Origin of the sequence: Uliginosibacterium sp. H1 (assembly GCF_036017065.1) — a bacterium.
Taxonomy (GTDB): Bacteria; Pseudomonadota; Gammaproteobacteria; order Burkholderiales; family Rhodocyclaceae; genus Uliginosibacterium.
This window is the reverse complement of the sequence record NZ_JAYXHR010000002.1, coordinates 847,514-861,207: the sequence shown is the minus strand read 5'-3', so window position 1 is coordinate 861,207 and position 13,694 is coordinate 847,514. Positions and strand designations below refer to the sequence as shown.

Here is a 13,694-nt window from a genome sequence, read left to right as displayed (position 1 = left end):
TGTGCCGCGTGCGCGGACGCCCGGAAACCTGATCGGCACGCCCGGCCAGTTTTGTGCACGATCTTGCATACAAGATAAGCAACGCCTGTGCCACGCCTCCGCCACAGGGCCGCCCTGCCCGCCCGGATGCGCTGCAAGCCTTGTGCCGCGAGGCGCGTAGCGATGCTGCAGGGCCGCCCCCGCCCGCCGCGCCCACGCGCTGGCGTTGCACGCCGCGGCCCGCGGCACCGCGGCCGTGCATCCCCGCACCATGGCGGGGAGCGACGCGGCAGCGCCTGCCTCTGCGTCGCCGCGGGCCACCATCGGCACCCGCGCCCGCCCGCCTGCCGCAGCCATCCGGCAAGGGCATTCGACGATGGATGCACGGCTCTCCGGGGAACGCTCCTTGCTTGTCCACACGCATGTATGCAAGCAACACTCAATGACGAGGAGCTTCGTTTGACTTCGCTGCCGGATGACTTCGACTGGGCCGCCTACGTGCGCCAGACCGCCGCCCTGCAGGGCTATGCACTGGACGCCGAACAGGTCGGCCGGGTAGCCCAGCAACTCGTGCTGATCGCCCGCAATGCGGCCCCGCTGATGGCCGCCGACCTGTCCGACCGGATCGAACCCGCCTCGGTCTACCGCGCCTGAGGTCGCCATGAGCAGCAGCTACCTCAACCTGCCCGCCTGGCGTCAGGCCGATGCCATCGCCAACGGCGAAGTGACCGCCCGCGCACTCGCCGAAGCCTCCCTGCAGGCCATCGCCTCCCGCGACGTCCAGTTGCGCGCCTACACCGATCTCACCAGCGAACGCGCTCTTGCCGAGGCCGATGCCATCGACATCCGCCGCAGGAACGGCGAGACGCTGCCGCCACTCGCCGGCGTGCCCTACGCGGTGAAGAACCTGTTCGACATCGCCGGCATGCCCACGCTGGCAGGCGGCCACCGCGACCGTGCCGGCCCGCCCGCGCAGGCCGATGCCACCCTGGTGCAGCGCTGCGCCGCCGCCGGCAGCGTGCTGCTGGGCGCGCTGAACATGGACGCCTACGCCTACGGCTTCACCACCGAGAACAGCTTCCACGGCACCACCCGCAACCCGCTGGACGACAGCCGCGTGGCCGGCGGTTCGTCCGGCGGCAGCGCGGCGGCGGTGGCTGCCGGCCTGTGCGCGTATTCGCTGGGCAGCGACACCAATGGCTCCATCCGGGTGCCGTCTTCCTTCTGCGGCACCTTCGGCCTGAAGCCGACCTTCGGCGGACTGTCGCGCGGCGGCTCGCGACCCTTCGTGCACGACATCGACCATGTCGGCCCCTTCGCACGCAGCGCGCGCGACCTCGCCCGCATCTTCGACGCGCTGGCCGGCCGCGATCCGCTGGACGCCGCCTGCCGTCCCGCCCCGGCACAGCCCACCGAAGCGGCCCTGCTGCACGCGCAGACCGAAGGCCTGGGCGGCCTGCGCGTGGCGCGCCTCACCGGCTGGTTCGACGACTGGGCGATGCCCGAGGCGCGCGCCGTCGCCACCGCTGCCACGCAGGCCCTGGGTGGGACCCGTGAAGTCGAGTTCAAGGAGGCCGCACTCGCCCGCGCCGTCGCCTTCATCATCACCGCCAGCACGGCCGGCGAGCTGTACCGCGACGAATTGCGCGAGCACTACGCGCAGATGGAACCCGCCAACCGTGACCGCCTGCTCGCCGGCAGCCTGCTGCCCGCCGCCTGGCTGGCGCACGCCCAACGCGCCCGCCGCGTGGCCCGCGAAGCCGCGCTGAAGCTCTTCGAGCAGGCCGACCTGCTGATCGCCCCCGCCACGCCCTGCGTCGCCACCCGCGTCGGTGCGGAATGGCTCAACCTGCCCACCGGCCGCGTGCCCGCCCGTCCCTCCATCGGCCTGCTGACCCAGCCAATCTCCAGCGTCGGCCTGCCGGTGGTGGCGGTGCCGATGCCCACCCCGGAAGGCCTGCCGATCGCCGTGCAGATCATCGCCGCGCCGGGCCGCGAAGACCTCGCGCTGGCCGCTGCCGGCGTGCTGGAAAACACGGGGCTGTGCTTCAGGCACGGCTGAGCGCCATGCATAGCCGGACGCCCCAACAAAGAAAAAGCCCCGCCGGGTACTGCGCGTACCGGGCGGGGCTGCAGGAACGGGCGCGCCCGTTCAGTGGCGCGACACCGGCGTCATCCGGCTCAGAGGTACAGGCCGATGATTTCCTTGTTCCAGGCGGACTCCTTGTCGCTCAGGTTCTCGACGCGCTTCCACTCCTTCTGCAGGTAGTCGCGCGATTCGGCCGAACCCAGATCGCCGATGGCCTTGAGCGCCATCGCGCGGTCCTGCCAGATCACCGTCTTGTCCTCGAACAGGCCCTTCAGCAGGCCGAACTGGTCGTTGGCACGCAGGATGCCCAGGGACGAGATCGCCGCCAGGCGGATGTACTCGGCGGAGTGCCTGGTCAGCTTCACCAGTTCCGGCACGGCCTTCGGGTTGTTGCTGAAGCCCAGCTGGTAGACGTCGTGGTACGCCGCCTCCTGCGTCGCACCGTTCTTGCCGATGTTGGCGATCCACGCGTCGACCTGCTCGTCCGTTGCCTTCTGGCCATACACGCGCTGGTTGATCTTGGCCGCCAGCTCCTTGGTGAGGATGGACATCGGCTCGTTGAAGGTCGGGTCGATGATCTCCTCGAAGGTCCACACCGGCACCTTGCCGCGCTTGACGTAGGCCGTCACGCGCTGCGGGCCCTGAGGCGTGTCCACGTCGGCACGCAGGCTGGTGAAGGTCACGAAGGGCGAGAAGCCGCTGGCGCGGTGCAACTCGATGTGCATGTACTTCACGCCGACGGTCTGCGCACCCTTGCCATCGGCAGCCAGCTGGACCGGAATGCCGCGCGCGGCCAGTTCCTTGACGGTGTTGTCGGCGACGTAGGGAATCGGATCGAAAGGCTGGTCCTTGTACATCAGCTGCATCGGCACGAAGCCGGTCATCAGCTTGCCGCGCTCGGTGGCGGGACGCTCGTCCTTGAAGGACAGGCTGGTCGGCGCCACCGGCGCCTGCTTCGCGTACGGCGCGGTGGTGGGCGCCGGATCCTTCAGCGGCACCTTCATGTTGATGGCACAACCGGACAGCAAACCCAGTGCGATGGCCCCGATCCACAGCAGGGCGCCCTTTGCCGGGCGCATGTTGTTTTGCATTACAGCTCCTTGACGTGCAAAGTTGAGAGACTTGAAACACGCCGGCTCCTCCCGCCGGCGCGCGAGTATAGGCAGCACGCGCCGGACCGCTGCGGCACACTCGCGCCAAAGGCTGACTTTTGTCATGTTCGGCCGGTGATCATCCCCTCGGCCGGAAAACCCACCCTGCATCCGCACCATGCCTGAACGCTCATCGCCCGAAGCGGCCACCCCCGACATCGCCGGCTCCCGCGTCGACCACGTCTACCGCCGCGTGAAGGAGGACATCTTCGACTTCCGCCTGCTGCCGGGCGACCGCTTCACCGAGACGCAGATCGCCGACCGCCTGGGCGTGTCGCGCACGCCGGTGCGCGAGGCGCTGTACCGGCTGGAGCGGGAGGGCTACCTGTACGTGCATTTCCGCAACGGCTGGAGCGTGCGGCCCTTCGATTTCGAGATGTTCGAGAACCTCTACGAGCTGCGCTACATCCTCGAAGCCGCCGCCGTGCGCAGCCTGTGCGAGCACAAGACCGAGCTGGAAAGCCTGGAGCCGCTGCGCCAGATCTGGCTGGGGCCGGAGGAGTCGCGCGAGATGGACGGCCAGAGCGTGGCCCAGCTGGACGAGGCCTTCCACACCGCGCTGGTGGACGCCGCCGACAACCCGGAGGTGGCGCGGGTGCACGGCGACGTGATCGAGCGCATCCGCATCATCCGGCGCCTGGACTTCACGCAGAACTACCGGGTGGAACGCACCTACGCCGAGCACGGCAAGATCCTGCAGGCGGTGCTGCGCCATCGCGCCGACCAGGCCTGCCTGCTGCTGAAGACCCACATCGAGGAAAGCAAGGCGGAGGTGCGCAAGATCACCATCCACCGCCTGCAGGCCGCGCGCCAGACCATCGCGGCCGGCTAGGCCCGGTCGTCTCGCCCGTCCGGCCGCACCGGGTCGTGACGACGACCGGCAGGCAGGCCGCCGGCTGCCGTCCGTTCGCCGGCAGGCGCCGCCTGACCGGCCTTTGCAACCATTTATGTTGCAACCATACTGATAACAGGAACTGATCGCATAACCGCTCCCGACGGGGGATGAATGCCGGCGCCTCTGGCACACGATCCATTTGCATCGCTGCATGCCGAGGTGCTGCTCCCGGCTGCGGCATTGCGCGCGGCCATCACGGCGGCGACGCTGCGCGACGAGGCGGCCTGCGTGGCCGAACTGCTGGCCGCCGTAGCGCTCGATGCCCCTGCCGAGCGCCGCATCGAGGCCCGCGCCCGCGGGCTGATCCACACCCTGCGCGAGCAACGCCAGCACGCCGCCGGCGTGGACGCGCTGATGCACGAGTTCTCCCTCGATTCGCAGGAAGGCGTGGCGCTGATGTGCCTGGCCGAAGCCCTGCTGCGCATTCCCGACACCGCCACCCGCGACGCGCTGATCCGCGACAAGCTGGGCCACGGCGACTGGCAGGCGCACCTCGGCCACAGTCCTTCCACCTTCGTGAACGCCGCCGCCTGGGGCCTGGTCATCACCGGCAAGCTGATAAGCCCGGTGGGCGAGCACGGCCTCGCGTCCGCCCTGCGCGGCGCGGTGCTGCGCAGTGGCGAGGGCCTGATCCGTCGCGGCATGGACCTGGCGATGCGCATGCTGGGCGAGCAGTTCATCGCCGGCCGCAGCATCGACGAGGCGCTGCTGCGTGCGCAGGCCAGCGAGTCGCGCGGCTACCGCCACTCCTACGACATGCTGGGAGAGGCGGCGCTGTGCGCGGAGGATGCCGAGCGTTACTTCCGTGCCTATGCCGATGCCATCGACGCGGTGGGCAGGGCCAGCGCCGGCCGCGGCGTGGAAGCCGGCCCCGGCGTGTCGATCAAGCTGTCCGCGCTGCATCCGCGCTTCTCGCGCAGCCAGCGCGGTCGCGTCATGGCCGAGCTGCTGCCACGCCTGCAGCAACTGGTGCAGAAAGCCGCGCAGCACGACATCGGGCTCAACATCGATGCCGAGGAGGCCGACCGCCTGGAGCTGTCGCTGGACCTGTTCGAAGCGCTGGCGCAGGACGGCAGCACCAGCGGCTACACCGGCCTCGGCTTCGTGGTGCAGGCCTACCAGCGCCGCGCCACCCGCGTGGTGAACTGGCTGGCCGACCTGGCGCGGCGGAATCGTCGCCGCCTGATGGTGCGGCTGGTGAAGGGGGCCTACTGGGACAGCGAGATCCACCGCGCGCAGGCGGCCGGCCTGGCGAGCTACCCGGTGTTCACCCGCAAGCCGCACACCGACCTGTCCTACCTCGCCTGCGCAGCGCGCCTCTTCGGCCACGCCGCCGGGGATGGGCGGCTGTACCCGCAGTTCGCCACCCACAACGCGCTGACCGTCGCCACCCTTATCGAGATGGGCAGCGCCCTGGCCCCGCACCCGGCAAACGGCACGCCGGCCTGGGAGTTCCAGTGCCTGCACGGCATGGGTGAAGGCCTGTACGACCAGATCGTGGAAACCGCGCCCGGCGACCACGGCACCCGCCACCCCTGCCGGGTCTATGACCCCGTCGGCCCGCACGACAGCCTGCTCGCCTACCTGGTGCGCCGCCTGCTGGAGAACGGCGCCAACAGTTCCTTCGTGAACCGCCTGGTCGACAGCGCGACGCCCGTCGACAGCCTGCTGGAACAGCCGGCCGTGCAGATCCGCCGCCAGCTCGGCATCCCGCATCCGCGCATCCCGCCGCCGGCCGACCTGTACGCGCCGCTGCGGCGGAACAGCCAGGGCCTGGATTTCGCCGACGAGGACAGCCTGCGCCAGCTCCACGAAGCCCTGCGGCCCTCCGGCTCCCGCCAGTGGTTCGCCGCGCCCAGCGTCGGCCTCGCCGGCAAGCCGGCCTTCGTGGTGAACCCGGCCGATCACGGCGACCTGGTCGGCGAGGTCTGCCCCGCCACGCCGGCTGCGGTGGAAACCGCCCTGCGCCAGACCACTGCCGCGATGGCCGATTGGGCCCGGGTGCCGTCGGCCTTGCGGGCGGATCTGCTGGAGCGCGCCGCCGACCGCCTGGAGGCCGCCCACGCCGAGTTCATCGCCCTGCTGGTACGCGAGGCCGGCAAGACGCTGCCCAACGCCCAGGGCGAGATCCGCGAGGCGGTGGACTTCCTGCGCTACTACGCCGCGCAGGTGCGGCGCATGTCCCTGCGCGGTACGCCACGCGGGCTCATCGCCTGCATCAGTCCATGGAACTTCCCGCTCGCCATCTTCACCGGCCAGGTGGCCGCCGCGCTGGCGGCCGGCAACGTGGTGATCGCCAAGCCCGCCGAGCAGACGCCGCTGGTGGCCGCGCGTATGGTCAGCCTGCTGCATGACGCCGGCGTACCGCAGGCGGTGCTGGCCCTGCTGCCCGGCGAAGGCGACGTGGTGGGTGCGACCCTGGTGGGCGACGAGCGGGTGGCCGGCGTGATGTTCACCGGCTCCAGCGAGGTCGCCGACAGCATCCGCCGCGCGCAGAAGAAATTGCCCGGCACGCGCATGCTGATCGCCGAGACCGGCGGCGTGAACGCCATGATCGTCGACAGCTCCGCCCTGCCGGAACAGGCCGTGGCGGATGCCTTGAGCTCGGCCTTCGACAGCGCCGGCCAGCGCTGCAGCGCCCTGCGCGTGCTGTGCCTGCAGGAAGACATCGCACCGCGCATGTTGCCGCTGCTGCTGGGCGCCTTGCGCGAGCTGTCCATCGGCAACCCGGCCCGGCTGGCCACGGACGTGGGCCCGGTGATCGACGAGCGGGCGCGGCGGAAACTCCATGCGTATGCGGAAAGCATGCGCGCGGCGGGTTACCCGATGACCCAGCTGCCCCTGCCGGCGCATTGCGCACAGGGCACATTCTTCCCGCCCACGGTGATCGAGATCGAGCGCATCCGCCAGTTGCCAGGCGAGGTGTTCGGCCCGGTGCTGCACGTACTGCGCTGGCAGCGCGGCAGCCTCGCCGCGCTGATCGGCGACATCAACGCCACCGGCTACGGCCTGACCATGGGCGTGCACAGCCGCATCGACGAGACGGTGGAATACGTGCGTCGCCGCGCGCAGGTCGGCAACCTCTACGTCAACCGCAACATGATCGGCGCGGTGGTGGGCGTGCAACCCTTCGGTGGCGAGGGCCGTTCCGGCACCGGGCCGAAGGCGGGCGGGCCGCTGATCCTGCACCGCCTGCGCAATGGCCCCAGCGATCTGCCCGCAGTGGTGGGCGCGGAAGCACTGGCGCCGGACCAGTGGTCACTGCCCGGCCCGGCCGGCGAGGACAACAGGCTGTACTTCACGCCACGCGACGCGACCGACGCCGCTGCCAACCCCTTCCCCCGCGAACGCGCGGTGACCCGCAACCTCGCCGCCAGCGGCGGCAACGCCTCGTTGATGAGCCTGCGCGACTGAGCGCCCCACTTCAGCTCCCCAGCTCCCCAGCTCCCCAGCCAGCCCCTCATGCGTAGTCCGCGCTGCGCAAGCCTGCCCGGCATTCCGTCACGTTCGCCCGCGGGCGACACCTCACTTGCCGGCAGACACCTGCCGTGAACCCTTCTGGCAAGCGGCTCACGGCACACTCGGGTCAACCCGAGTCAGCACCATTCTTACGTCGAAATCGGTAGCCCGCCGGATTGCCGCGTTTGTGGCGCTGCAATGTAATGCAGCCGTAGCCGGAACACACCCTGAACCCACCCGACAAGAGGAACGCATCATGGTCAACATGGCAGAAGTCACCAACTGGATTCTCATCGGTTTCGCCGTCGGCGTCGGCGCGGTGGTGGTCGGTATGAACTACCGCCACCAGGTCGCGCAATGGCTGGAGAAGCGCAGCCACGGCAGCGACACCAGCAGCGACGCCGCCTGAACCGCACCGCAGCCGCAGGCACGCATCACTGCGCGCCGGCCATCGGCGCCTGCCCTTTGACGAACGCTCGCGTTCAGGCGAAGTGGCAGGCCACCCGGTGCGCCGGCGCGACTTCTTTCAGGTCCAGCAGGGTCAGCTCGCACTTCGGCTCGCCCCTGGGGCAACGGCCGTGGAAGCGGCAGGCGCGCGGGTCCGGGTTGATCGGGCTGCGCGGTTCGCCTTCGGCGCGGGCGCTCTTGCGGCCACGCGCATCCGGGTCCGGAATCGCGGCCACCAGCGCCTGCGTGTAAGGGTGGCGCGGCGCACGGAAGACCTCTGCCGCCGGCCCCTCCTCCACGACCTTGCCGAGATACATCACCACCACGCGGTCGCACAGCAGGCGCACCACGTTGAGGTCGTGCGACACGAACAGGTAGGCCACGCCCAGCCTGTCGCGCAACTCCGCCAGCAACTGCAACACGGTGGCCTGAACCGACACGTCCAGCGCGGCGGTCGGCTCGTCGAGGATCAGCAGGCGCGGCGACGGCGCCAGCGCGCGGGCGATGCCGACGCGCGCCTTCTGCCCGCCGGAAAGCTGGTGCGGATAGCGCGACAGCAGGTCCACCGGCAGGCCCACCCAGGTCGCCAGTTCCTCGACGCGTGCCTTGATCTGCGCGGCATCCTTCATTCCCACCAACAGGCGCAATGATTCGGCGATGGTGTCGAAGGCGGTGTAGCGCGGGTTCAGGCTGTCGTTGGCGTCCTGGAACACCATCTGGATGACGCCGCGGCGTGCGTCGCGGGCGAATTTCGCGGCAGGGTGCGCAGCGAGGTCCACGTCCTCGAACTGCAGCGCACCGCCCGTGGGGTCCGCCAGTCTTGCGATGACCCGCGACAGCGTGCTCTTGCCGCAGCCGGACTCGCCCACCAGGCCGACGCTCTCGCCCGGCGCGATGTCGAAGCTGATGTCGTCGACCGCGTGCAGCATCGCGTTGCGACCCACCTTGAAGTGCTTCTGCAGGCGTTGCACGCGCAGCAGCGGGATGTTGCGGTCCGGCGCATTCATGCTGCGGCCCTCCAGCAGCGCACGCTGTGCGTGGCGTCGATCGGCACCGCCGGCAGCGCTTCGGTGTCGCAGCGTTCGGTGCGGTATTCGCAGCGCGCGCTGTAGCGACAGGGCGGCAGCCTGGCCGCACGCAGGTCCGGCAGCGAGCCGGGGATGGGCTGCATGGCGGCAATGCTGTCGGCGGTATGCGGCGTGGAGGCGATGAGCCGCGCCGTGTAGGGATGCTGCGGCTGATGCAGCACGACCTGCGCGGACCCCACTTCCACCACGTGGCCGGCGTGCATCACCGCGATGCGGTCGCAGTACTGTGCGGCCATCGCGAGGTCGTGGGTGATCAGCAAGGTGGCCATCTGGCGCTCGTGCGCCAGCTCCACGATGAGATCCATGATCGCCGCCTGCGTGGTCACGTCGAGCCCCGTCGTCGGTTCGTCGGCGATCAGCAGCGAGGGCTGGCAGGCCAGCGCCAAGGCGATGAGGATGCGCTGGCACATGCCGCCGGACAGCTCGAAGGGATAGGCCTCGTAGCGACGCGCCGGGTCGGGGATGCGCACCCGCTTGAGGCAGTCGATGGCGCGCTCGCGCAGGTCCTGCCCACGCACGGCGGCGTGACGACGCAACACGTCCTCGATCTGGTGGCCGACCTTGCGGATCGGGTTCAGCGAGGTGCGCGGGCTCTGGAAGATCATCGAGACCTCGCGGCCGCGGATCTCGCGCAGCTCGCGCTCGGTGGCGCCCAGCAGGTCCATGCCGTCGAACACCGCGGTGCCCCGGGTGATCTTCGCCGCCGCATCCGAGATGCCCAGCATCGCGTAGGCAAACACCGATTTGCCGGAACCGCTCTCGCCCACCACGCCGAGCAGCTCGCCTTTCTGCAGGCTGAGCGACACGTCCTCCAGCGCGCGCACCACGCCGCTGCGGGTGCGGAACTCCAGCGACAGGCCATCGACCCCCAGCAAGGGCGGCGGAACGTTGGCCGCCGCGCGGGGATCGGTGTGGATGATGGTCTCGGGACTCATGTGCGCCTCCGCGGGTCGATGAGGTCGCGCAGACCGTCGCCCATCAGGTTGAAGCAGAACACCGCCAGCATCAGCACCGCGCCGGGAAACAGCGCGACCCACCACTCGCCGGAGATGATGTAGGTCGCGCCCTCCGCGACCATGATTCCCCACTCCGCTTCCGGCGGCCGCACGCCGAGGCCGATGAAGGACAGGCCGGCCGCGTTGAGGATGGCCCAGCCCATGTTGAGCGAGACCTGCACCATCATCGGCGGCAGGATGTTGGGGAAGATGTGCACCGCCAGGATGCGCACGTCGGCATTGCCGGCCAGGCGCGCGGCCTCGATGAAGCCGGCATTGCGCCGCACGTTGGCCTCGGCCCGCGCCACCCGCATGTAGAACGGCAGGTTGATGATGGCGGTGGCGTAGATGACGTTGCCGACGGTGTTGCCCAGCGCGGCGACGATGCCCATCGCCAGCACGAAGAGCGGAAAGGCCATGATGGTGTCGGCCACGCGGCTGGACACCCGGTCCAGCCAGCCGCCCCAGAAGCCCGCGGCGCAACCGATGCTGGAGCCGATGATGAAGGAGATGAGCACCGCCGACAGCGCGATGCCGAAGTCCAGCCGCGTGGCGATGATGACGCGCGAGAAGATGTCGCGGCCGAAGGAGTCGGTGCCGAACCAGTTCTGCGCCGAGGGCGGCGTCAGCGGCTCGCCGGCGTTGGAGTCCAGCGGATCGAAGGGAGCAATCAGCGGGCCGAAGATCGCCAGCAGCACGAAGAGGCCGAACAGCACGAAGGCGAAGCCGGTGACCGGGTTCTCCTTCAGCACGTACTTGAAGTGCTTCAGGTTCATCTCAGCCCTCCAGCGCGATGCGCGGATCGAGCCAGGTGTAGGCCAGGTCGATCAGCAGGTTGAGCAGCACGTAGAGCAGCGCCATCGACAACACGAAGCCCTGCACCGGCGCGTAGTCGGAAGCGACCAGCGACTCGATGGCGAAGGAGCCGATACCCGGCCAGGCGAACACCTTCTCCACCAGCACGTTGGAACCGAGCAGGAAGGAGAACACCATGCCCAGCGTAGTGAGCACCGGCAGCAGCGCATTGCGCAGCGCGTAGGTGTAGAGCACCGTCACCGGCGTGAGGCCGGAGGCGCGCGCGGTGCGGATGAAATCCGACGACAGCACGCCCAGCATCGACGCCCGCGTCATGCGCGCCAGCGGTGCCAGCACGAACAGCGCCAGCGTGCCGGCCGGCAGGATGAGCTGCGTGATGCTGGCCCACAGCGCGGTGAAGTCCCTGGCGATCAGACTATCGATGATGTAGAAACCGGTGACCGTTGGCGGCGAAGACACGAAGGCGTCGATGCGCCCGCTCGGCGACGGCGCCCAGCCCAGCTTGTAGTAGAAGACGTACACCAGCAGCAGGCCGGTGAAGAAGGTGGGCAGCGACACGCCGGCGGTGGTGATGGCACGCACCGCGTGGTCCCAGGCCGAGTTGGGCTTCGTTGCCGCCAGCACCCCGAGCGGCACCGCGACACTAACCGCCAGCACCAGGCCGAACAGCGTGAGCTCCAGCGAGGCCGGCAGGCGACCTTTCAACTCGCTGATCACCGACTGCCCGGTCGCCAGCGACACGCCCCAGTCGCCCTTCGCCAGATCGCTGACGTAGCTGACGAACTGCTCGATCATCGGCCGGTCCAGCCCGAGTTGCGTGCGCACCTGCGCCACCGCCTCCGGCGTCGCCGCCGCGCCGGCGAAATACGCTGCCGGGTCGCCCGGCAGCGCGCGCGTCAGCACGAAGGTGACGACGATGACGCCGACGAGGTTGGGCAAGGCGAGCAGCAGGCGTTTCAGGATGAGTTTCATCGCAGCCTCTTTTGTGTGTGGGCTGGAAGGACATGGCGAGCCCTTCCTCGCAGATTCATCTCACTGCGCGTAGTGATGTGGCAGAGGCCGTAGCGAGGAGCCCGAGGTTGAAGCGCGGAGCGGAGTCGTACGTGAGTACGGCGAGCACCACAGCTGCAAGATCGGGTTCCGCAGCAGGCCTATGCCACATCACTGCTTCTCGATCAGACGGTAGTCCGGTTGAATGTGGAACCAGTACTGGTAGCCACTGATGTGCTTGCCCATCACCACGTCCATCACCGGCTGCGCCACCGGGATGCGCGGCAGGTCGGCGTGCAGCAGGTCGATGAAGCCCTTCACCTCGGCCTCGTACTTCTTCGGGTCGGTCTCGTAGCGGGCCTTCTCGATCAGCGCGTCCATCTTCGGGTTCTTGTAACTGCTGGTGTTGAACACCGGGTCGGAACTGTGGAAGTTCCAGAAGAAGAAATACTCGGGGTAGTTCAGCCAGCCGCCGAAGCGGTTGATGAAGATCGGCATGTCCTTCTTGAGCATCTGCGCGCGCCAGTTGGCGCCGGGCACCTTGTTGATGGTGGCCTTGATGCCCAGCTCGGCGAGCGACTCCTGCAGCAGCACGGCCATCGGCTCGGACACGGTGCCCTGGCCGAGGTCGAAGGACAGCGTGGTTTCGAAGCCGTTGGGATAGCCGGCCTCGGCGAGCAGTGCCTTGGCCTTGGCCATGTCGGTGCTGTAGCCATGCGTGGCTGGCCAGGCGGCGGTCGCCACCGGGCCGGGCTTGCCACCCCACAGCTTGATGGCACGGCCGTAGAAGGCACGGGTGAACATCTTCTCGTAGGGCACCGCGTAGGCGATGGCCTGGCGCACCTTCACGTTGTTGAACGGCGGGTTGTTCACATTCATGCCGATGTACCAGAGCGCGTTCTCCACCGGCGTGCTCTTCACCAGCAGGTTGCCGGTCTTCTCCTGCGACAGCAGGGCGAAGTCCTTGGGCGGCATCTCGAAGCTCATGTCGGCATCGCCCCGCTCGATCAGCGCGCGACGCGTGCCGGCAGACGGCACTTCACGCTGGATCACGCGCTTGAGCTTGGGCAGCGGGCCGCTCTTCCAGTCGTCGAAGCGCTCGTAGACGATCTCCTGGCCCGGCTTCCAGCTCGCCACCTTGAAGGCGCCACCGCCAGCGGTGTTGTTCTTCAGCCAGGCCGCGGCCCAGGGGTCCTGCGCGGTGGCGTTCTTCTTGGCGAGCGTGGCGTTGTAGATGCTGGGCACCGGCACCGCCATGTCGGGCATGGACAGCTTGTCCTTCTTCAGGAACTTGACGCGGAAGGTATGGGTGTCGACCGCCTCGAACTGCTCGGGCTTCTCCAGCGAGCCGGCCATCATCTGGAACTGCGGGAAGCCGCCCATGGCCAGCGCGCGGTCGTAGCTCCACTTCACGTCGGCAGCCGTCACCGGCGTACCGTCGTGGAACTTCGCGTCGCGGCGCAGCTTGAAGGTGACGGACATGCCGTCCTTGGCGATCTCCCAGCTCTCGGCCAGCTCCGGGGTGAGCCTGGTGTAGTCGTAGTAGGCCACGCCGTTCACCGTCTTGCGGCCGAAGCTCATCAGGCGGTCGTAGGCCAGCCAGGCCACGCCGTATGACGGACGGTTGGCGCCCACCGCATGGATGTCCAGGCTGTTGGGGCCGGTTTCGTTCACCACCAGCAGGGTTTCCTTGCGGGCGTCCTGCGCCTGCGCAGTGACGATGCCCAGCGCCGCGAGGGCGCCGAGCAGGGCGTGCTTCCACATCGACATGACTCTTCTCCTTGA

11 protein-coding genes are annotated in these 13,694 nt (G+C 69.0%); 5 read left to right on the top strand and 6 right to left on the bottom strand.

All coding sequences use genetic code 11. The annotated features are described in order from the left end of the window. Positions 1 to 438: 438 nt before the first annotated feature. Positions 439 to 633, top strand: a complete 195-nt coding sequence (locus VVD47_RS13540) for a DUF4089 domain-containing protein (protein WP_327604006.1) — start codon at positions 439 to 441, stop codon at positions 631 to 633. 7 nt (positions 634 to 640) lie between these two features. Further along, positions 641 to 2,041, top strand: a complete 1,401-nt coding sequence (locus VVD47_RS13535; RefSeq protein WP_327604005.1) for an AtzE family amidohydrolase — start codon at positions 641 to 643, stop codon at positions 2,039 to 2,041. A 119-nt stretch (positions 2,042 to 2,160) separates the two neighbouring features. Here the strand turns inward: VVD47_RS13535 and VVD47_RS13530 are convergent, their stop codons facing one another. Beyond that, on the bottom strand, positions 2,161 to 3,159 hold the full coding sequence (locus VVD47_RS13530) for a HEAT repeat domain-containing protein (RefSeq protein ID WP_327604004.1): 999 nt from the start codon (positions 3,157 to 3,159) through the stop codon (positions 2,161 to 2,163). Between the two features lie 178 nt (positions 3,160 to 3,337). On the opposite strand from VVD47_RS13530, the gene VVD47_RS13525 reads away from it, so the two are divergent. The 3 genes from VVD47_RS13525 to VVD47_RS13515 all read left to right on the top strand — a co-directional run bounded on the left by VVD47_RS13525 (position 3,338) and on the right by VVD47_RS13515 (position 7,982). Then, positions 3,338 to 4,051, top strand: a complete 714-nt coding sequence (locus VVD47_RS13525; RefSeq protein ID WP_327604003.1) for a GntR family transcriptional regulator — start codon at positions 3,338 to 3,340, stop codon at positions 4,049 to 4,051. Positions 4,052 to 4,225: 174 nt separating this feature from the next. Then, the gene (putA, locus tag VVD47_RS13520) at positions 4,226 to 7,528 is read left to right on the top strand and encodes a bifunctional proline dehydrogenase/L-glutamate gamma-semialdehyde dehydrogenase PutA (protein ID WP_327604002.1); all 3,303 of its coding nucleotides are present in this window, start codon (positions 4,226 to 4,228) and stop codon (positions 7,526 to 7,528) included. Between the two features lie 301 nt (positions 7,529 to 7,829). Continuing rightward, positions 7,830 to 7,982 carry a hypothetical protein gene (locus VVD47_RS13515; protein WP_327604001.1) on the top strand — a complete coding sequence of 51 codons (153 nt, stop codon included), beginning with the start codon at positions 7,830 to 7,832 and terminating at the stop codon, positions 7,980 to 7,982. A gap of 73 nt (positions 7,983 to 8,055) precedes the next feature. Here VVD47_RS13515 and VVD47_RS13510 read toward each other — a convergent pair whose 3' ends face one another. The 5 genes from VVD47_RS13510 to VVD47_RS13490 form a co-directional block, all read right to left on the bottom strand. Next, on the bottom strand, positions 8,056 to 9,027 hold the full coding sequence (locus tag VVD47_RS13510; RefSeq protein ID WP_327604000.1) for an ABC transporter ATP-binding protein: 972 nt from the start codon (positions 9,025 to 9,027) through the stop codon (positions 8,056 to 8,058). Continuing rightward, positions 9,024 to 10,043 (bottom strand): ABC transporter ATP-binding protein, encoded by a 1,020-nt coding sequence (locus tag VVD47_RS13505; RefSeq protein WP_327603999.1) that lies wholly within the window; start codon positions 10,041 to 10,043, stop codon positions 9,024 to 9,026. Before VVD47_RS13505 ends, VVD47_RS13510 begins: the two co-directional genes overlap by 4 nt. Then, on the bottom strand, positions 10,040 to 10,879 hold the full coding sequence (locus tag VVD47_RS13500) for an ABC transporter permease (protein ID WP_327603998.1): 840 nt from the start codon (positions 10,877 to 10,879) through the stop codon (positions 10,040 to 10,042). Before VVD47_RS13500 ends, VVD47_RS13505 begins: the two co-directional genes overlap by 4 nt. Before the next feature lies 1 nt (position 10,880). Continuing rightward, entirely contained in the window at positions 10,881 to 11,891 is a 1,011-nt protein-coding gene (locus VVD47_RS13495; RefSeq protein ID WP_327603997.1) for an ABC transporter permease, read from the bottom strand. Positions 11,892 to 12,080: 189 nt separating this feature from the next. Beyond that, positions 12,081 to 13,679 (bottom strand): ABC transporter substrate-binding protein, encoded by a 1,599-nt coding sequence (locus VVD47_RS13490; RefSeq protein ID WP_327603996.1) that lies wholly within the window; start codon positions 13,677 to 13,679, stop codon positions 12,081 to 12,083. Positions 13,680 to 13,694: the final 15 nt, after the last annotated feature.

Bases quoted from the DNA above. Each gene is read 5' to 3' on its own strand.
- VVD47_RS13525 (WP_327604003.1), top strand. From the start codon at position 3,338: ATGCCTGAACGCTCATCGCCCGAAGCGGCCACCCCCGACATCGCCGGC.
- VVD47_RS13535 (WP_327604005.1), top strand. From the start codon at position 641: ATGAGCAGCAGCTACCTCAACCTGCCCGCCTGGCGTCAGGCCGATGCC.
- VVD47_RS13490 (WP_327603996.1), bottom strand. From the start codon at position 13,679: ATGTCGATGTGGAAGCACGCCCTGCTCGGCGCCCTCGCGGCGCTGGGC.
- VVD47_RS13500 (WP_327603998.1), bottom strand. From the start codon at position 10,879: ATGAACCTGAAGCACTTCAAGTACGTGCTGAAGGAGAACCCGGTCACC.
- VVD47_RS13510 (WP_327604000.1), bottom strand. From the start codon at position 9,027: ATGAATGCGCCGGACCGCAACATCCCGCTGCTGCGCGTGCAACGCCTG.
- VVD47_RS13515 (WP_327604001.1), top strand. From the start codon at position 7,830: ATGGTCAACATGGCAGAAGTCACCAACTGGATTCTCATCGGTTTCGCC.
- VVD47_RS13530 (WP_327604004.1), bottom strand. From the start codon at position 3,159: ATGCAAAACAACATGCGCCCGGCAAAGGGCGCCCTGCTGTGGATCGGG.
- VVD47_RS13505 (WP_327603999.1), bottom strand. From the start codon at position 10,043: ATGAGTCCCGAGACCATCATCCACACCGATCCCCGCGCGGCGGCCAAC.
- putA (WP_327604002.1), top strand. From the start codon at position 4,226: ATGCCGGCGCCTCTGGCACACGATCCATTTGCATCGCTGCATGCCGAG.
- VVD47_RS13495 (WP_327603997.1), bottom strand. From the start codon at position 11,891: ATGAAACTCATCCTGAAACGCCTGCTGCTCGCCTTGCCCAACCTCGTC.